The following is a 20,169-nucleotide window of genomic DNA, read 5'->3' on the forward strand; positions in this document are numbered from 1 at the left end:
TTTATAAAAAATTTTATATTTTTGAGAATCAAATATCTGAAAATTATAATTGTTGAGATTTTAACCACTCACTGACAACTTTCTCCACCGGTTGAGATTGATTATCTACTTGATAATTCATCTTTTGTATTTCTGTTGTAGAAATTTTTCCTCCTAATTGATTAATGGTATCTGTTAACTCTGGATATTTTTGGAGAATTTCTTGATTAAAAATAGGTATAGCTTGATAAGGTGGAAAGTATTTTTTATCATCTTCTAAAATCACTAAGTTTAAAACTGGAATTAAACCATCTGTAGAATTTGCAGCAATAAAATCTACTTGTTTTTCCTTTAATGCTTGATACATTAATCCTAATTCCATTTGTTTAATATTGGCAAATTTTAAGTTGTAGGTTTTAGATAATCCTGGATAACCATCTTCACGTTCTAAAAATTCATATCCAAATCCTGCTTTCATTTGTGGACTATATTTACCAATTTCCGAAAGGCTTTTAATTTGCCATTTTTTGGCATCTTCTTCTCTGATAATCATGGCAAAGGTATTCTCAAATCCTAAAGGCTTCATCACTGCTAATTTCAATTTTTGATCATAGTATTCCTTGACTTTTTTATAAACAGTCTCAGGATTACTAATTGGTTTTTCTTTTAAAACAGTAGTAAATGAAGTTCCTGTATATTCTACATAACCGGCAATTTTTCCCGCTTTTACTGCTTCATGAGCAATAAATGTTCCTCCTAAGTTAAAACGACGATCTACTTTTAATTTGGTATGATTTTCTATGTGTTGTGCTAATAACTCTCCTAAAATTACTTGTTCTGTGAAATTTTTAGAACCGATAATAATTTTTGCTGGTGCTTGTTGATAGTTAAAAGCTATTAATCCTGCGATAATTAAGGTGATTATTCCCAAAACAATACCTATTTGCTGATTAAATTTACCTTTGTTTGCTATTTGTTTCGTAAGGTTTTTTTCTAATAATTCTAAACCGAAATCTGCACTCAAAGCAATTACAGCAGCGGGGACTGCTCCGGCTAAAATTAATTCATTATTAACTGTGGAAATACCGCGAAAAATAAATACTCCTAAACCACCACCACCAACAGCAGCAGCAATTGTGGCAATTCCTACGGATATAACGGTGGCTACTCTTACCCCTGCTAAAATGACTGGTAAAGCTAGGGGAATTTCTACTTGCAATAGTAATTGTTGATCTGTCATTCCCATGCCTATCCCGGCTTCTTTAATGGCGGGATTGATGCTATTAATGCCAATATATGTATTACGAATTATGGGAAGTAAAGCATAAAGAGTTAACGCAAATATAGCGGGGATTTTGCCAATTCCTCCCAGGAAAGGTACGGAAATTAAAAAGCCAAAGATGGCTAAACTAGGGATGGTTTGAATGGCGTTTGCTAAACCAAGAATGGGGGAAGCTAATTTTGGTTGACGAGTGATAAAAATGCCGACAGGAAGACCAATCGAAATGGCGATCGCTAGGGATATAATGACTAATATTAAATGTTCTCCACTGTGGAAAATTATTTCTGTACCGTATTGAAATAAAAACATAACTTTTGTATTTTTTATCTAATTTTAATTAAGTTCTTCCCAACTGTTACCAATATTTAAACAAGCTAAAAATGCTTTTGCTTCTGGATGTTGAGATTGGAGAAATTCTCTTCTTGTTCCTAATACGACTAAATTTCCTTCACACATTAAACCAATTCTTGTGGCTAAAAAGAAGGCTTCTTGAATATCATGGGTGACAAATATCACGGTTTTTCCTAATTGTTGTTGTAAATATTGAAATTGTTGTTGTAATTCTAAACGGGTAATTGGGTCAAGTGCGCCAAAAGGTTCATCCATTAATAGTATAGGTGGATCTGCGGCTAAAGCTCTAGCAACTCCCACTCGCTGACGTTGACCTCCTGATAATTCATGGGGATAACGTTGAGCAAATTTTTCTGGTTCTAATCCCACTAAGTTTAACATTTCATAAACTCTATTTTGAATTTTCTGTGGTGGCCATTTTTCTAAAGATGGGACGAGTCCGACATTTTCCGCGATGGTAAAATGAGGAAATAAACCTGTTTCTTGGATGACGTAACCTATCCGTCTTCTCAGTTTAATGGCATCCCAGTTAGTTGTAGGATGATTTTGGACTAAAACTTGTCCTTGGGTGGGAATAAGTAAATGATTAATTAATTTTAAAGTTGTGGTTTTTCCACTCCCACTGCGTCCTAATAAAATTAATGCTTCCCCTTGATAAATGCTCAGATTTAAGTTAGATAATAGGGGACGGTGATTAATGGCAAAACTGGTATTTTGAAACTCAACGGCAATTTCTGATGTTGTTGACATAATGGTTTCGTTAAACAAAATTAAGGTGGTCATATCCCCGACTTCTCTAAGAAGTCGGGGATCTTATTTATGCTTATTTATTCAATATCAGTATGAAAAGAAACAAAGATGGTGAGTAGTTCTTATTCACCTCTTTCTACTTTTTTGAGATTTTATGCCTGAGTAAGTATTCTCTACCTCTAGCACCTCTCAATGTTTATGAAGGAATAAACCCTTGGAAAACAGCCAGTTTTCAGGCTTGACTTCTAATTAATAAGGTATACATTTATAGAAATTCATTGTCTTAGATTTAATTACTTTTGTTTTTTAAGAGTATTGATTTGAGCAAATTTACACCTGTATAGGTAACTCTGGCTAATGACACCGGATACATTGATGACTCCAGAAACAATTGTCCTCGACAACAGAACTTTTACTCCCGCAGACCAAAAAGAGATTTCCGAATGGCCTTGTGTTGTCAGTCAAAGACCACAGCCAACCATTACAGTTAAAGATGATGATTTATTCCTGGTGACAGATACCATGGGGAATATTTCCGATTGTTACCTTTATGGTAGCACTCCTAGTATGGGGATGTTTTGCCGTGATACCAGGTTTTTGAGTCGTTTGGAGTTACAGATTGAAGGGCGATCGCCTATACTACTGAGTAGTAACGCTGATAAGGGATTTGCCCTCTCGGTTTTATGTACCAATCCTGATTTAGAGAATCTTTTTAAGGCTGATACTGTGGGTATTCGTCGAGAACTGGTTCTCAATGGGGCATTATTTGAAGAAATAGAGGTTGCTAACTACAACACTACCAGCATTGTTTTTGAACTGAGTCTGAGTTTTGATGCTGATTTTGTGGATTTATTTGAGGTTAGAGGTCATCATCGCCAAAAACGGGGAAGACTTTTACATTTAAATGAATTAACATCTGATCATGTTGCACCCTCATCTCCTCAAACCCATAAAGAAGAATCTCTAACCCTTGCATATCAGGGTTTAGATGCTTCGATTATGGAGTCTCTAATTCAATTTCAGCATTTGCAACCAACTCGGTTTCACGGTTCTACGGCAGTTTGGCGCATAGAATTGGCATCTCATGAAACTAAGAAGTTAGGTTATCGGCTGAATATGTTCACTGACAATCAACCTAGCTCTACTATTAGTGCTGCTTCTACTTTAGCGCAAGCAAAAGCTGCTGAATTAATGGAAGAGCAAAATTGGTTGCAGCAAATTACCCGGATTAGCTCAGATAAAAGTCTTTTTAATCGCGTCATTTCGCGGGCTGAACAAGATATATATTTATTGCTTCAGTCCTTTGGTAAACATAAAACTGTTTCTGCTGGTGTTCCTTGGTTTTCTACTTTGTTTGGTCGAGATTCGATCATTACCGCGTCCCAAACCTTGATGTTGAATTCCAAAATTGCCAAAGAAACCTTGATACTATTGGCAGAATATCAGGGTCAAACTGATAATATTTGGCGGGAAGAAGAACCTGGTAAGATCTTACATGAACTGCGGTTGGGAGAAATGGCGAGATGTCAAGAAATTCCCCATACACCCTACTACGGTACTGTGGATGCTACTCCGCTGTGGTTAATGTTGTATGCTGAATATTACAGTTGGACTCATGATCAAGAAACCTTGGAAGCACTGTGGCCAAATGCTTTAGCGGCTATGGGTTGGATTGATCGTCAACTTCAAGAAACTGGTTATCTCAGCTATGCACGCAAATCTAAAGGTGGTCTAATTAACCAAGGTTGGAAAGATTCTGGTGATTGTATTGTCAACCGCAAAGGAGAATTAGCCATTGGGCCAATTTCTCTGTGTGAGGTGCAAGCTTATGTCTATGCAGCGAAAAACCGCCTCGCAGAAATTGCCAAAATCCAACAACGCCCAGACTTAGAAGAACTTTGGCAAACAGAAGCGAGACAACTTAGGGCTAAATTTAACCAAGATTTTTGGTTAGAAGATCAAGATTTCTGTGCTTTGGCTTTAGATGGAGAAGGTAAACCAGTAGATAGTATTAGTTCTAATCCTGGCCAGTGTTTAAATTTGGGGATATTTACGTCTGCAAAAGCCTATAGTGTGGCAGAAAGACTGCAGGCTGCGGATATGTTTAATGGTTGGGGAATTAGAACTTTAAGTAGTTTGTCACCGGCTTATAATCCCATGGGTTATCATACTGGTTCAGTTTGGCCTCATGATAATTCTATGATTGGAATGGGATTGCGATCGCTCGGTTTAATTGATCAATCTCTCGAACTATTTCAAGGGTTATTCAACATGACCTCCCAGCAACCCTATCAACGTCCTCCAGAACTATTTTGCGGTTATGAAATGAACGGTGATAATGCTCCCGTCCAGTATCCCGTTGCTTGTACTCCCCAAGCCTGGGCTACAGGTAGCATTTTTCAACTATTGCAAATGATGGTGAATTTAGTCCCAGACGCACAGAATAATTGTTTGCGAATTATTGACCCAGCTTTACCAGAATCAATTAACAATTTATCTTTTCACAATTTGCGTGTTGGTGGCACGATTTTAGATTTAGAATTTGAACGAATTGGTAGCACTACCGCTTGTCGAGTTGCGAAAAAACGCGGTAATTTGCGCGTGGTGATTGAAGCTTAAATTGAACAATAAGATCCCCGACTTCTCTGAGAAGTCGGGGATCTGACTCTGACACCAATCAAATAGGATGGCTATATTCTGTAGAGATTTATCAAAAATGCCCACACATAGCAAAAGTTAATTAAACTTTCATCTGTACTTGATGTGAGCTTTATTTTTCGTATGTTAGACTTGCCTAAGTTCTAGAAATTCAGCACCCAGTATTTTTTTGGGTACTCACATAGAGCAGGTTTTCAGGGATTTTGATGAATTTTATCCATCTAGGATGACTCAATCTTCAAGCATATCATCAGTAATCATTTGTCTGTCACCATCAAGCATAACGATTACAAAAATTATCTGGGATGTCAATTTACTTGGCTCAATAAATTTAAATTGGGCTAATTTTATATAGCTTCATTGTAGTTTTGATGCTGAATATTTTTAGCATCCTACCTTAGAGGTTGTTTGAAAAGTATTATATCAAACCCGTAATCTCCAAAAACCTAACCCCCCTACCCCCCTTCCCTGCAAGGGAATGGGGGTTTTAAAGCCTCTCCCCTTGCAGGGGAGAGGTTTGGAGAGGGGTCAGTCTATACATTCAAAACTTTTCAAACATCCTCTTAATGTGCCGCGTATCCGACATATCAAAAACATCTTTTCCAAACTATTGAGGTTGATTAATTCATGGTTACTAGTATTAGACAAACCGTTCGGGGAATAGTTTTTACAAATCGCCATCTAGCAAGACTTTACTATTTTTTGAGTTTTTCTCGTCCAGTTTTACCACAATGGGTTGGTGCTGATTACTACCGCGAAAAATCATCTTGGGGATTACAACCAGAGCGTTGTCCATGTGATCTTGAATTAGTTGAATACTTACAAAAGCATCATATCCAAGATCAAACTATCTTCCATTTTGGCACAGGCTCTCATCATATTCTAGGATTGGAAAATCAGAAATTTTCTCAACCAAATGAAATTATTGGGATTACTGCTTCTGCACCCGAACATCAAGAATATGTCCGATTATCTCTTAAAGATCGTCTACTGTCCAAGTATTACAAGGTTCTCTGTACAGATATATACACCTTGACAGAGCGTTCTTTACCCATGCTCGATGTAATTTCTTTGTTTCATCTAGGCGAATTTTATATGCCTGAAGAAGCACATTTTTTACATCATAATGAAGAATCTCTTCTAGCGATGTTTCTTAGTAAACTGAATCCCAATGGCAAAATTCTCTTCTATACAAAATCAATCGGCTGGGGTCATGCTAAACCAATGATTGAATCATTTGTAAAACAGGGGAAAATGCACAAGATTGAAGAGTATAAGAACTTATTGGTATATACCAAGGGTAGCTAAACTCACGGTAATAGAGATTAGTATCATGTTCATTTAATTAAGGTAAGAGTCAGATCCTCAATTTTTCTAAAAGTTGGGGATCTTGTTTTTCAGCACTAAATAGGGCTATACTCAATAAAATTAATCTAAATTAATCTAAGGTGGACGATGACTTCAGAAACATTTAACTCAGTACCAGTAACCGTTTTAACTGGATATTTAGGTGCGGGTAAAACTACCCTATTAAATCATATTCTCACCTACGAACATGGTAAAAAAGTCGCTGTTATTGTCAATGAATTTGGAGAGGTAGGTATTGATAATCAATTGGTAATTGATGCAGATGAAGAAATATTTGAAATGAATAATGGCTGTATTTGTTGTACAGTTAGAGGTGATTTAATTCGCATTATTGGCAACTTGATGAAACGCCGAGATAAGTTTGATCATTTAGTCATTGAAACCACCGGATTAGCTGATCCTGCACCTGTCATTCAAACGTTTTTTGTAGATGAAGATCTACAAGATCAATTATCATTAGATGCAGTTGTCACAGTTGTTGATGCTAAACATATTTGGCAACATTGGGAAGCGGACGAAGCCCAAGAACAAATTGCTTTTGCTGACGTGATTTTATTGAACAAAACTGATTTGGTAACACCAGAAGTTTTAGATGAATTAGAAACCCGGATTCGGTCAATGAATGCAATGGCAAAAATTCACCGCACCCATAATTCCGAATTAGCAATGTCAGCTTTATTAGGAATTCAAGCATTTAATTTAGATCAGGCTTTAGAAATTGATCCTAATTTTTTAGGAGAAGATGCTCATGTCCATGATGAAAGCGTCTCTTCTGTAGCTATAGTCGCAGCAGGTTCTGTAAATGGTGAAAAAATCAATGCCTGGATGTCAGAATTACTCAGAACACAAGGAACAGATATCTTCAGAATGAAAGGGATTTTAAATATTGAAGATGAGGATACTCGTTTTGTTTTCCAAGGAGTACACATGATATTTGAAGGTAAAGCAGATAGACCTTGGAAAGTAAATGAAACTCGTAAAAATGAACTTGTATTTATTGGTAGAAATTTAGATGAAGCCAAATTAAAAGAAGACTTTTTCGCTTGTATGAGTTAAATAAACTAATTAGATCCCCGACTTCTTCAAGAAGTCGGGGATCTGGAAATCTGTAAATCTGTAAATGAAATATCAAAACTATGAACTTAACAACTAGCAAATCTCCAGAATTTACAAAACATTATTCCACAAAACTTGCAGATTATGTCACCGCTTTGGCTTGGTCTTCTCAAGGAGAAATACTAGCAGCTAGTTCGGCGGCTGGAGAAGTTATTTTATGGGAAAATGGCGAATTAACAACCTTACAAACTGCTACAGATAAAGCAGTAAATTGTCTGGCTTTTTCCCATGATGGCAAATATTTAGCCATTGGTGGACAAGATGGAAAAGTAAAAATTTGGTGTGAAAATCAATTAATTAGCACTTTAGAAAATGCTCCTATTTGGGTTGATCAATTAGCATGGAGTCCTACTCATAATCAACTAGCTTTTAGTTTAGGACGTTATGTGCAAATTTGGGATGCAGATACATTAGAAGTTATTGCTACTCTCAATTTTAATGATTCCTCAATTTTGGGAATTGATTGGCGTAAAGACGGCAAATATTTGGCTATTAACGGCTATAAAGGCGTAAAAATTTGGTCTACTCAAGATTGGGATGAAGAACCATTTATGCTTTCCATGTCTACCGTCAGTACAGCAATAGCTTGGTCTGGTGATGGTGAATATTTAGCATCTGGAAATATGGATCGGACTCTCACCGTTTTAGAATGGGAAAACCCTGATCCTTGGGTCATGCGTGGCTTTCCAGGAAAAATTCGTCACTTAGCATGGTCAGAACTAAAAGCCCCTACAGGTGCGCCAATTTTGGCTGTTTCCAGTGTTGAAGGTATAGTATTATGGGAGAAGTCCCTAGATGAATCTATAGGTTGGGAAGCGCAAGTATTAACCAATCATGTAGATATTATTCAAGCAATATCTTATGCACCCCAAAGTTTTATTATTGCTTCCGCTGGTGCTGACGGTTGGTTATGTTTATGGGATGAAAATCAAGAAGTATCACAGATTTTTACCGATACAGAAGCAGGTTTTTCTACCCTATCTTGGCATCCCCAAGGACAATTTTTAGCCGCAGGTGGTGAACAAGGTGAATTAATTATTTGGTCAACTTCTTTGGGGAATTAAAAATTAAAAATACCTTGAAATTTGCTAAGGTGTTAATTAAGGTTTAATATAATTTTCAACAGTAGGTGTAACTCAATTAAATGCACCAAAAGCAGCCTATCAAAAAAGTTAAAAATTATCTCAAAAAGTCCCTAGGGCTTATGGCTTTAAAGCTCGGTTAATGTCTTCATAGAGGAGTCGCCGAGAAGCCCACACTCACCTGTTCGCGCAAGCGTGCCGCAAGGCATAAGGGAGTGTGTGGAGTATGTCACTAAAAGGGGAATTATTTTTTATGAGTCGGTTTTAACCGACTTTTGCTTTTAGACAGGGAATTTATTCCCTGGATATATTTGATGTTTTATTTTGTTACGCTATCTTATGCTATTTATACAAGATTCTTTTATACTAAAAGCATAACTATTGAGTAAATCAGAGTACATTAACCATGCAAGCATCAGAAACTAAGCTGCAAGAGATTATTGAAGGTAATAAACAGTATGTTGTTCCCTTGTTTCAGAGAGCCTACAGTTGGAAAAAATCTCAGTGGGAATCTCTATGGAATGATATTTTAGAACTATATCATAGCGATAATCGTCGTCCTCATTTTATGGGTTCTATTGTCACTATGCCAACTTCTGCTATACCTGAAGGTGTAAGTAAATATTTATTAATTGATGGACAACAACGTTTAACTACTATTTTTATCCTGCTTTGTGCTTTGCGAGATAAAGCTAAAAATATTCATGATGAGTTAGCCGCAGAAATTCATAATACTATTATTGTTAATCCATATAAAAAAGGTTTAGACCATTATAAACTTCAACCTACCCAGGTAGATAGACAGTCTTTTCATAGTTTAATTAATGGTCAAGATTATGTAAATAATTCTGGTATTACTGAATGTTACTTATTTTTTGAAAAGAAGATTAGACAAAGTAATTTAGATTTTTCTGATCTCAAGAAAGTAATCTGTAGTTATTTATCTATTGTGAGCGTTGTTTTAAGTACAGAAGATAATCCTTATTTAGTCTTTGAAAGTCTCAATGCTAAAGGTGAACCTTTAACACAAGCAGATTTAATTCGTAATTATTTTTTCTTGAGAATTAATACCGAAAATCAAGACGATGCTTATAATAAATATTGGCTACCAATGCAACAAACTTTAGATGTTAATTTAACAGAATTTATCAGACATTATTTAACCAGAGATGGCGTAGAAATCAAGAAAGATGAAGTTTATTTTCAGATCAAAGAAAGAATGATCAAAAGAGATGCTATTGATTATTTGAAAGATTTATATGAATTTTCGGAATATTATGCAAAACTTTTAGATCCACTAAAAGAGAATAATTTAAAAATTCGTCGTTGTTTGGAAAGAATCAACCGTTTAGAACAAGCTACCGTTTATCCCTTTTTACTTAATTGTTATCATGATTATGAGGAAAATAATCTCTTAGAAGCAGATTTTATTGCTGTTTTGCAGATTTTAGAAAATTTCATTATTCGCCGATTTATTTGTAACGTCCAAACTAGGGGATTAAATAGGATATTTTCTGTACTGTATTCTCAAGTTAGCAAAGCAAGTAATTTAGCTCATGCTGATTTTGTGGAAAGATTAAAACTAGATTTACAAAATCGAGATTATCCCAAAGATACAGAATTTAAAGATAGATTATTGGATGTTAAACTATATGGTACTGGACGTACTTGTAAAGGTAAATTAATTTTAGAATCTATAGAAGAATCCTTCTATCATAAAGAACAAGTATCTTTTACTAATCTAACTATTGAACATATTATGCCACAAACTATAACTAAATGGTGGCAAGAACATTTAGGAGAAGAGGGCGACATAACTCATGATTTATTACTGCAATCGTTGGGTAATATAACTATTACAGCTTACAATGGTGAATTATATAATGCTGAATTTATCCAGAAAAAAGAAATATTGATTAATAGTCATTTGGAAATCAATAAATACTTTGAAAATCAAGAAACTTGGAAAAGAGAAGATATAGAAAAAAGGAGTTTATATTTAGCAGAAAAAGTTTTACAAATTTGGCCTTACTTTGGTAATGAAAATCTTATGAATCCTGCGAAAACTAAGGTAAGGGGTACAACTCCCAAACAACTAAAAATTTTTGGTAAGGAATATCCTGTCAAAAGTTGGCGGGATGTTTTAGAAAAAACTTTAAATGTGATCGCTGATTTAGATGCCGATAAATTTAAGGATGTTATGGAACAATTTCCCCGGTTCATTAGTAGAGATGAAAAAGATTTTCGGGATACGAGAAAATTAGAAAATGGGGTGTTTGTTAATGTCAACTTATCAGCTAGAGATATTAATGCTTTTTGTATAAAAGCTATCGAAACGGCAGAAATTTCTCTAGAAGATTGGCAAATAGAAACCACAACTTAATGTATGTTAGGTATCATTTTCCAAAAACCTTATTTTCTTCTTTTGCTCCTTAGCACCTTTGCGTTAAAAAAAAAGAGCGATATATTATGTAATTACCTGCATTTTACACAAAGACCAGATTCCAGATCATGAGTTTTCGCTAAACAACAATAACAGATTTTAAAATAGTCTGTGTGTCCTTCTAAAATTTCCCCTGGATTACAATCATCTTCATAACGAGCTAGTTTGACAATTTCTTCAATCAGATTTTGCTTCTCTTCTTGATCCAAATGATCAAAACAATGCTCACGTTTCAAAATTGTAATCACTTCATTTAACATATAACTTCCGCTATGATTTGACATACAATTTACTCCTATTGAAAAACTGAGAATATCGCATTTATTGTATCATAGTACAAATATACTTGTAAATCCTGTAAACAATTTTTATAGATGTAATTTTAGATACCATGTATACGGTTAACCTAGCGATGTCTATAGATAAAGAACATTATCAAATCTTCCCAATATTTGGACATCGTTAAACCTGCTTTTAGATCCCCGACTTCTTTGATAAATTATCATTATTTACAAAAGATTAAATTAAGAAGTCGGGGATCTTTAGCCTGAATTAAATCACCTTAGAGAATTTGTGATAAGAATTTCCTGGTTCTCTCTTCTTTGGGATTAGTAAAAAAGGTGTCGGGGGTAGAGGATTCAACTAATAAACCGCTGTCCATTAGCACTACTCTATCAGCAACTTCTCGCGCAAATCCGACTTCATGGGTAACAACTACCATTGTCATTCCGTCATTAGCTAGGTTTCGCATTACGTCTAAAACTTCTCTCACCATTTCTGGATCTAATGCTGATGTCGGTTCATCAAATAACATGATTTTCGGTTGCATTGCTAATGCACGCGCTATGGCTACTCGTTGTTGTTGTCCACCAGATAATTGTCCTGGATATTTTTGTGCTTGTGCTAAAATTCCCACTCTTTCTAATAATTGCATTGCTAATGCTTCGGCTTTAACTTTGGATATTTTGCGGACATATATTGGTGCTAAGGTGATATTTTCTAAAACTGTTAAATGGGGAAATAAATTAAATTGCTGAAATACCATTCCCACTTCTCGACGAATTGTTTCAATATTTCTTAAATCATGACTGAGGGTAATTCCGTCAATGGTAATAGTTCCTTGTTGATATTCTTCTAAGGCGTTGAATGTTCTAATAAAGGTTGATTTTCCTGAACCAGATGGTCCCATTAAAACAACGACTTCTCCCCGTTCTACGGTTAAACTTACACCTTGGAGGGCATGGAATTTACCATACCATTTGTGAACATCTTTAGCAATAATTATCGGGGTTGATTCTGTCATATATTCCTTTTGTGTAGTTTAAGATTTAAATAGATATTTAGGAATGTTGGGTTTCCTTGCGTCAACCCAACCTACGATGTTAATTGTTTTTCTAGGTTTTTAGCAGCTAAGGACATTGAATAACAAAATACCCAATAAATCAACCCGATAAATAAATATACTTCTGCATATCTTCCTAAAAATTGCGGTTGTGCTAATATAGAACGTGCCATTCCTGTTAATTCTACTAATCCCACTAATGATAAAAGGGAAGTATCTTTAAATAAACCAATAAATTGACCAACAATTGCGGGAATAACTGCGCGTAAGGCTTGGGGTAATATGACTAATATGAGTAATAAAGGTGTATTTAATCCTAGTGCTTTTCCTGCTTCTATTTGTCCTCTGGGAATTGCTTGTAGTCCTCCGCGCACATTTTCAGCCATGTATGCTGCACTAAATAATATTAGTCCCACAATACCTCTGAGTAAACGATCTAAACGTAAATCTGCTGGTAAGAATAAGGGTAACATGACTTGGGCTAAAAATAGAATCCCAATTAAGGGTAATCCTCTAACAATTTCAATATAAAGAATAGAAAACCACCGCACTACAGGTAAATTGCTGGTTCTTCCTAATGCGAGTAAAACTCCTATGGGGAAGGAAAGGATAATACTAATTATTGCCATTAATAGGGTAAGTAATAACCCATTCCATAGGTTTGTAGATACAGTTTGTAATCCTAAACCACCACCAATTAACCAGATAATTATGAAAAATGATGATAACCAAATTAGTGAAAGCCAAGGTGTGATGATTTTAGTAAAATTTTGACCAATTATCAAACCTGCAAATATTGAACCTACTATTAATAATAACCATAAACGGCTTGTTAATGGTATGGGGAAAATAAACAGTGAAATCCCCATAATCACAACAGCAATCAAAGAATTGCGGTTTTTGATTATTGCTTTTTTGGTAAATGCACTCGCTGTAATTGCGGTTAAAGTTGTAGATATTCCCAAAACAACCCAAATCCGCCAATATAAACTTTGGGGAAATCTTCCTACTAAAAATAAGTGTAAATTAACTTGGATTACTTGCCATTGTGCTTTAGTAATTAACCAAATTGCAAATCCCTGAACTAACCAAAATAGAAATATAAAAGAAACAACAGTTAATAGACTATTGTACCAATTATTAAAGAGATTTTTTCTTAACCAAGTCAGTTTAATCATCATAGAAATGTGAGACCATATAGAATAATTATCACCCGTATTTATCTGCGTTTATCTGCGTTTATCTGCGTTCAACATTATCTTTCCTTAATTTGCACAGAACGATTAAATAAATTCATGGTGAAAGAAATTATCAAACTCAAAGTCAGATAGGTAATCATAATTAACAACATTACTTCTACCGCTTTCCCAGTTTGGTTAAAAGTGGTAGAAGCAACAAAATAAATATCAGGATAACCGATAGCGATCGCTAAACTGGAATTTTTGGTTAAATTGAGATATTGACTGGTTAATGGGGGAATAATCACCCGCAAAGCTTGGGGAAAAATCACCAACCGCATTGCTAAACTTGGGTTTAACCCCAGAGATTTCGCTGCTTCTAGTTGTCCTTTTGGTACTGATTGAATTCCTGCCCGCACAATTTCCGCAATAAATGCACCTGTGTAAAAAGTTAACCCCAATAATAAACTAGAAAATTCTGGAGATAAAGTAAACCAAGGAAGTTGAATCCCGGTTTGGCTAAAGTTAACAAAACCCAATAAGGAAAGTTTATTTTCGGCTTTGGGAAAACTCAAGAAAACTGCAAAATACCAAAATAGCAATTGTAATAATAATGGAGTATTCCGAAAAACCTCTACATAGACAACCGTAATTTTTTTCACTAACCAATTATCTGATAATCTTGCAATTCCCGCAGTAATTCCCACAATTGTGGTGAGGAAAATTCCCATTATTGCTATTCTTAGAGAATTAACTAATCCTACTAATAAAGCATAATTATAGGCATCCGTTGGTTGATAGTTAATGAGAGTTTCACCAATATCAAAAGATGCTTGTTGCTTGAGAAAATTAAATCCAAATTGAATTCCTAATTGCTGTAAATTTCGTCTGACATTCCCCCACAAGATAATAACTATAACTACTGCTAAAAATACAAAAATTAGCTGGATAGCATTTTGCCAAAAGCGATGATCACGCCACAAAGGAGGTTTTGAATTGGTCATTGGTCAGTTGTTAGTTGTTAGTAGGGGCGAAGCATTTGGAAGATAAATTGTCGGTCATTGCCAAAAATAGTTCTCCAAATGCTTCGCCCGTACAGTTGTTAGTTGTTAGTTGTCAGTAGGGGCGAAGCATTTGGAAAATAAATTGTCGGTCATTGCCAAAAATAGTTCTCCAAATGCTTCGCCCGTACAGTTGTTAGTTGTTAATAATAATAAAGTTCTTTTGCTTCCTTAGCGGAAAGGTGGAGAATAGAGTAATCCTCCTTTTGAGGAAATTTGATTTTGTCCGCGTGGGAGATTTAATTTTGTCTTTGTTCCTAAATTGCGATCATAAACTTCACCATAATTACCAACGTGCTTGATTATTTTGGCAGCAAAATCCTTTGTTAAACCAATTCCTTCACCCAGGTTTCCTTCTGTTCCTAAAAAACGTTTAATATCGGGATCTTTACTATTAGCAAACTCGGCTAAATTTTGAGAATTAATTCCCAATTCTTCCGCTTTCACTAAAGCATAAACAGTCCATTTCACTATATCACTCCACTTACTGTCACCCTTAGCAACTGCTGGCGCTAGAGGTTCAGAAGAAAGAACATCATCTAAAATGATATTATCTTCTGGTTTAGGTAAGGTTGTCCGTCGAGAAACCAGTGCAGAACGGTCTGTGGTGACAGCATCACAACGTCCTTCTGCATAAGTGGCAAAGGTGATATTCACATCTTCAAAAACAACGGGTTTATAAGTAATTCCCCGTTTCCGCATTTGGTCTGCTAAATTTTGTTCAGTAGTAGTTCCAGTTTGCACACAAATGGCTTTGTCCTTCAGGTCTTTGATAGATTTAATATTGCTATTTTTACGGACCATGACGGCTTGACCATCATAAAATACCACAGGGGCAAAATCTAAACCCTGGGAAGTTGCACGGCTAAAAGTCCAGCTAGTATTGCGACTGAGAATATCTACCTCTCCAGTTTGCAAAGCTGTAAATCGCTCCTTGGTGTTGAGATTGCGATATTCTACCGCGTCTGGATTGTCAAATACTGCTGCGGCAACAGCCCGACAAATATCAACGTCAATGCCGCTATATTTGCCGTCAGTGCCGACAAAACTAAATCCTGGTAGTTCACCACTAACGCCACAAACAAGCTGTCCACGGCTTTTAATGCGATTCCAGAGAACGCGAGTAACTTGTCCTTGGGGGGTGCTGTCGGGATTTTGTGTATTGGGATTATTTTGTGGTTGATCATTACAGGCGCTCAGAATTAGGATTAAAGGGGCGATCGCTAAAGGCATCCCTATCCCCTGTAAAATGACAGATAATTTACTAAATTTCATAATTGTTTTTTCCCAAGAATCTTCTTTATAATTGAAACATTTATTGATACTCGTGGCAAATATACCCTCTTAGGAGTATAACTAACGGCACTCCAGCTATTAAACTGGATTTCTGTAGATGAGATTTAATTACAAGAAAACCTCTTAATTAAGAATATGCTAAATTTTCTCAACTCTCTTCTCGGTCGCCATCCAGAGCAAATCAAAGCCAATGTAGAAATTTACACTTGGCAAACTTGCCCCTACTGCATCCGCGCTAAAATGCTACTATGGTGGAAAGGTGTTAATTTCACCGAGTACAAAATTGATGGCGACGAAACAGCCAGATCAAATATGGCAGAACGCGCCGACGGCCGCCGTAGCGTCCCCCAAATTTTTATTAATAATCAACATATTGGCGGTTGTGATGACCTGTATCAATTAGATGCAAAAGCTCAACTTGACCCTCTGTTATTTGAGGTTGCGGGTAATGGGTAATGGGTAATGGGTAATGGGTAATTGGTAATTTCCTTCTTCCTCCTTCCTCCTTCCTCCTTCCTCCTTTCTTCCTTCTACTGAACTCCTGACTCGGTGACTCCTGAACTCCTGACTCCTTCCCCCAATGCTTGAACACCCAGAATATTTACAACATCGAAAATGGATGAATCACGCCCTGGAATTGGCACGGGTGGCGGGTGATGCTGGTGAAGTTCCTGTGGGGGCTGTGATTGTTGACACAGATAATCAATTGGTTGCTGTGGGTGAAAATCGCAAAGAGCGAGATCAAGATCCGACTGCACACGCAGAAATTATCGCGATTCGGGCTGCTAGTCAAATTTTACAAAGTTGGCGCTTGCATCAATGCACTTTATATGTCACTCTAGAACCCTGTCCGATGTGTGCCGGTGCGATAGTTCATGCCCGATTGGGAAAATTGATCTATGGCGTGGACGATACCAAAACTGGCGCAATTCGTACTGTTATTAACATCCCTGATCATCCAGCCTCTAATCACCGTCTGAAAGTGCTAGGAGGTATTCTAGAATCAGACTGTCGAGAACAATTACAAAATTGGTTTGCTACCCAACGTCAACAAAAATAACAGACACAGATAAAACTGTCCAAATGGGAAAACACAAGTTACCCAAGAAAATCTACGGTGGACATAATCAAGTGTGTGTCATCTTTTATTCGCCAAAAAATCAGCCACCGTTATGATCAAATCATACTTTGCTTCTACCAACCGCCATTCTCAAACTAAAAATACGCCTGTAAATCCTTCGGTGCTTCAGAATACCTCGCGGGTTTCGCCTTGGTTAATCCGTGTTGCTTATCTTCTAGGACACTACATGGTTTTGCCATCTTTCTTTGGGCATATTAAGGTGACTGGAAGAGAAAATATTCCTACAAGTGGACCGGTAATTCTTGCCCCTACCCATCGTTCCCGCTGGGATTCCTTGGTTTTGCCCTATGCTACTGGTCGTTGTGTGACGGGTAGAGATATGCGATTTATGGTAACGAGTAATGAATGTCAGGGGTTGCAAGGTTGGTTGGTGCTGCGAATGGGGGGTTTTCCTGTGAATATTGAACGTCCAGCGATCGCAACTCTCCGGCATACGGTAGAGTTAATGCAGCAGGGGGAAATGTTAGTTATTTATCCCGAAGGTGGCATTCATCGTGATGGTCAACTTCATCCCCTGAAACCAGGAATCGCTCGTTTAGCTGTGACTGCTGAATCTACCTATCCAGGATTAGATATTAAAGTTATTCCTGTCGCTATCCATTACAGTGAACCCTATCCTCATTGGGGCACTGATGTGAATATTCATATTGGTGAACCTATCAAAGCCGCAGATTATATGAACGGAAATTTAAAACAAGAAGCCAAAAGGCTGACGGCAGATTTAACCCATAAATTAAAACAATTAAGTCATCAAGAAGTAGAAATTAGCGATCGCATTTTTGCAAAAATTCATAATTAAAATCAGGTAGGGGCGCAGGGCTTGCGCCCATTCATAAGTTACAATCAGGAAAATTCTTCCCCTAGTACCGCAGGGCGGAAGTCAAAAGTCAAAAGTCAAAACTAATATACAGTAGGCTTTTTGGCGATTGAATATGGTTGCTTTATTTACGCCGTGATGTACTAGTAGTCTGTCAAAGACATTTTGACGGGTTTTTGGTAGTGCGGGCATCTTGCCCGCGTGAGCGAGACGCTCACACTACAGTCCATCATTTTAGTCAAAAGTCAAAAGTCAAAACTAATATACAGTAGGCTTTTTGGCGATTGAATATGGTTGCTTTATTTACGCCGTGATGTACTAGTAGTCTGTCAAAGACATTTTGACGGGTTTTTGGTAGTGCGGGCATCTTGCCCGCGTGAGCGAGACGCTCACACTACAGTCCATCATTTTTATGTATCTGCTCAATAAATGTGAGCGAGACGCTCACACTACAGTCCATCATTTTTATCTTGACAGACTACTAGTTCCCATTACTTACAGGTATTTAACAAATATAATCCGATTTCAGGAATTTTTTTCAGTTAATATGTAAAAGCTAAAACCTGTAGCCAAAATATTTGGTAGCCATATTACATAACTGTAGATATTTCCTGAAATAATTAAAGCATTAATAACCGCCTCAAATATTTTCATTAACCCCAGAATTACTAAAGTAACTGTAAAACTATTATATTTAATCCTTGGTTGCAAATTAATTCCTATAGCTGTACCCAAAAAAGCCAATACAGCGCAGGAAATAGGTAGGGTAAATCTTTTTTGAAGATTAACTTGTAATTTGATTAGATTCGGGATATCTCCTGCTTTTTTTGCAACTAACAATCGTTGATAAATTTGAAATATATTCATTTCTCTATGATCTAATTTTTCCCTATCTAGTTGAAATTGCCGAGATATACTAGAAAGATTAAGGCGAATTTCATCAAATTTAATTCCCTGACTATAAGAACCATCTGGATTAATTATACTCTTGACACCATTATAAAAAAACCAATATTTGTTTCCTTCATTCCATTCAGCAAATTTAGATTTTATAATTACCTTCAATCCCCGATTATCTCTAATTAATAAGGTAACTTCTTGCATTTTTCCATCACTAAATCTCTCTGAGTAAAAGAAGTATTTAAGATAATTATCTTTATCAGATATTTGTTCATAATTTCTGTTGGCTAATTCTTTATAAACAATGTGATCACTTTTAAGATCCCATCTATTTATATTCATCACTTCCTCTAAGGTAATAGCAGCTTTATAGTTAGAGATAGGGACAATACCCTCATTAACAATAAATAGGATTAATGAAAGAATAAGACTTAGATGAATCGCTGGACAGATTAATTTATACAAACTTATTCCACAACTTTGTAAAGCAATAATTTCACTGGTAATTGATAATTTATTATAAACGAATATTGTGGTCATTAAAATAGCAATTGGTACAGCCAAAACAATAAACTCAGGTACTTTAAGAATGTGTAAATATATTAAAGTACCGAAAGATATTTGTTCCGTCAGGAGAAAACTAAATTGCTCGAATGATATACCAATTGATTCCGCAACAACAGTAACAATAACGATGGTAAATAGTAAAATCGGGGTAATTTCTGAGATTAAATAGCGCTCTAGTAATGATATGCGAGGAAAAATATTTATTTTTTTCATTTATCATTTTGCTGGTTATGTAGTTGCAGCAGTTGACGATATTTTGATATACAGATATTAGTGATAAAAATTTTGTGGTGTGCTTATTAATCTTATTTTTGTTTTTCGCAAACTGCTGGTTAAGTTATTTTTGGAAATGTTGGGTTTCGCTGTCGCTCTACCCAACCTACAACACCCAACCTACGACTTTAACTCCTGATAAAAGCAACTGCTTGGTTATATGCTGTCTCAACCTCAGCAGCGCAAGCTTGGGCTTTAGAACCAAAAGGGTTTGCTTCTAGGGAAGTACACTGCGTAGCTAAATCTCTCCTTAGGGCTGTAATATCACTAATGGGTGTACTCTTAGTAATGGTTTGTGCATAATTTAACGAGGGAACCCTAACAGTTAAAGTTTGAGGGGTAGTGGGAGGGGTAATACCTCCACCTCCACTAGAAGTATTACTTGATGTACCTCCACCACAGGAGGTAATCATTAAACCAATCAGTAGAAATCCAAAAAGCCTATGAGTTGAAAAAATTCTTAACATAAAGTAGTTTTACATAGGTTTACTTATCCCACTCTAAATCTAAAAATCTCAACTCCTGTCTAAGTAATGATTGTCTTGTGACTGTTTTATGATTAACT

At 36.2% G+C, this 20,169-nt stretch carries 18 protein-coding genes; 9 read left to right on the forward strand and 9 right to left on the reverse strand.

Annotation, left to right across the window (positions count from 1 at the left end):
* Positions 1-43 precede the first annotated feature (43 nt).
* Both BMF77_RS21950 and BMF77_RS21955 read right to left on the reverse strand, forming a co-directional pair.
* On the reverse strand, positions 44-1,570 hold the full coding sequence (locus tag BMF77_RS21950; RefSeq protein ID WP_148765841.1) for a glycine betaine ABC transporter substrate-binding protein: 1,527 nt from the start codon (positions 1,568-1,570) through the stop codon (positions 44-46).
* Between the two features lie 24 nt (positions 1,571-1,594).
* Positions 1,595-2,362 (reverse strand): ATP-binding cassette domain-containing protein, encoded by a 768-nt coding sequence (locus BMF77_RS21955; protein ID WP_148767160.1) that lies wholly within the window; start codon positions 2,360-2,362, stop codon positions 1,595-1,597.
* Between the two features lie 357 nt (positions 2,363-2,719).
* On the opposite strand from BMF77_RS21955, the gene BMF77_RS21960 reads away from it, so the two are divergent.
* The 5 genes from BMF77_RS21960 to BMF77_RS21985 all read left to right on the forward strand — a co-directional run bounded on the left by BMF77_RS21960 (position 2,720) and on the right by BMF77_RS21985 (position 10,969).
* On the forward strand, positions 2,720-4,981 hold the full coding sequence (locus BMF77_RS21960; RefSeq protein ID WP_148765843.1) for an amylo-alpha-1,6-glucosidase: 2,262 nt from the start codon (positions 2,720-2,722) through the stop codon (positions 4,979-4,981).
* A 666-nt stretch (positions 4,982-5,647) separates the two neighbouring features.
* A complete protein-coding gene (locus BMF77_RS21970; protein WP_148765845.1) occupies positions 5,648-6,328 on the forward strand; it encodes a hypothetical protein in 681 nt (226 codons plus the stop codon).
* 147 nt (positions 6,329-6,475) lie between these two features.
* Positions 6,476-7,444 (forward strand): GTP-binding protein, encoded by a 969-nt coding sequence (locus BMF77_RS21975; RefSeq protein ID WP_015079631.1) that lies wholly within the window; start codon positions 6,476-6,478, stop codon positions 7,442-7,444.
* 80 nt (positions 7,445-7,524) lie between these two features.
* On the forward strand, positions 7,525-8,568 hold the full coding sequence (locus tag BMF77_RS21980; RefSeq protein ID WP_148765847.1) for a WD40 repeat domain-containing protein: 1,044 nt from the start codon (positions 7,525-7,527) through the stop codon (positions 8,566-8,568).
* Between the two features lie 424 nt (positions 8,569-8,992).
* Positions 8,993-10,969: a DUF262 domain-containing protein gene (locus BMF77_RS21985; protein ID WP_148765849.1), complete on the forward strand. Its 1,977-nt coding sequence runs from the start codon at positions 8,993-8,995 to the stop codon at positions 10,967-10,969.
* Between the two features lie 92 nt (positions 10,970-11,061).
* Here the strand turns inward: BMF77_RS21985 and BMF77_RS21990 are convergent, their stop codons facing one another.
* The 4 genes from BMF77_RS21990 to BMF77_RS22005 form a co-directional block, all read right to left on the reverse strand.
* A complete protein-coding gene (locus BMF77_RS21990; protein WP_148765851.1) occupies positions 11,062-11,313 on the reverse strand; it encodes a hypothetical protein in 252 nt (83 codons plus the stop codon).
* Positions 11,314-11,591: 278 nt separating this feature from the next.
* Positions 11,592-12,332: an amino acid ABC transporter ATP-binding protein gene (locus BMF77_RS21995; protein ID WP_148765853.1), complete on the reverse strand. Its 741-nt coding sequence runs from the start codon at positions 12,330-12,332 to the stop codon at positions 11,592-11,594.
* Between the two features lie 71 nt (positions 12,333-12,403).
* On the reverse strand, positions 12,404-13,549 hold the full coding sequence (locus BMF77_RS22000) for an amino acid ABC transporter permease (RefSeq protein WP_148767162.1): 1,146 nt from the start codon (positions 13,547-13,549) through the stop codon (positions 12,404-12,406).
* Positions 13,550-13,626: 77 nt separating this feature from the next.
* Positions 13,627-14,553, reverse strand: coding sequence for an amino acid ABC transporter permease (locus BMF77_RS22005; protein ID WP_148765855.1), 927 nt, complete (start codon positions 14,551-14,553; stop codon positions 13,627-13,629).
* 109 nt (positions 14,554-14,662) lie between these two features.
* Between BMF77_RS22005 and BMF77_RS28780 the strand changes: the two genes are divergently transcribed.
* Positions 14,663-14,785, forward strand: coding sequence for a hypothetical protein (locus BMF77_RS28780; RefSeq protein WP_256370323.1), 123 nt, complete (start codon positions 14,663-14,665; stop codon positions 14,783-14,785).
* On the opposite strand, the gene BMF77_RS22015 is transcribed toward BMF77_RS28780, so the two are convergent.
* Positions 14,782-15,885: an amino acid ABC transporter substrate-binding protein gene (locus BMF77_RS22015; RefSeq protein WP_148765857.1), complete on the reverse strand. Its 1,104-nt coding sequence runs from the start codon at positions 15,883-15,885 to the stop codon at positions 14,782-14,784. The two genes, BMF77_RS28780 and BMF77_RS22015, sit on opposite strands and share 4 nt — an antisense overlap.
* A 156-nt stretch (positions 15,886-16,041) precedes the next feature.
* Between BMF77_RS22015 and grxC the strand changes: the two genes are divergently transcribed.
* The 3 genes from grxC (at position 16,042) to BMF77_RS22030 (ending at position 17,846) form a co-directional block, all read left to right on the forward strand.
* Complete coding sequence (gene grxC, locus BMF77_RS22020; protein ID WP_148765859.1) at positions 16,042-16,362, forward strand: glutaredoxin 3; 321 nt, start codon at positions 16,042-16,044, stop codon at positions 16,360-16,362.
* A gap of 163 nt (positions 16,363-16,525) precedes the next feature.
* A complete protein-coding gene (tadA, locus tag BMF77_RS22025; RefSeq protein WP_233467265.1) occupies positions 16,526-16,966 on the forward strand; it encodes a tRNA adenosine(34) deaminase TadA in 441 nt (146 codons plus the stop codon).
* Positions 16,967-17,078: 112 nt separating this feature from the next.
* Positions 17,079-17,846, forward strand: a complete 768-nt coding sequence (locus BMF77_RS22030; protein WP_148765863.1) for a 1-acyl-sn-glycerol-3-phosphate acyltransferase — start codon at positions 17,079-17,081, stop codon at positions 17,844-17,846.
* Between the two features lie 543 nt (positions 17,847-18,389).
* Here BMF77_RS22030 and BMF77_RS22035 read toward each other — a convergent pair.
* Entirely contained in the window at positions 18,390-19,544 is a 1,155-nt protein-coding gene (locus BMF77_RS22035) for an LptF/LptG family permease (protein WP_148765865.1), read from the reverse strand.
* 188 nt (positions 19,545-19,732) lie between these two features.
* Positions 19,733-20,071 (reverse strand): hypothetical protein, encoded by a 339-nt coding sequence (locus BMF77_RS22040; protein WP_148765867.1) that lies wholly within the window; start codon positions 20,069-20,071, stop codon positions 19,733-19,735.
* Positions 20,072-20,169 lie beyond the last annotated feature (98 nt).

This window comes from Dolichospermum sp. UHCC 0315A, assembly GCF_008121535.1.
Taxonomy (GTDB): Bacteria; Cyanobacteriota; Cyanobacteriia; order Cyanobacteriales; family Nostocaceae; genus Dolichospermum; species Dolichospermum lemmermannii.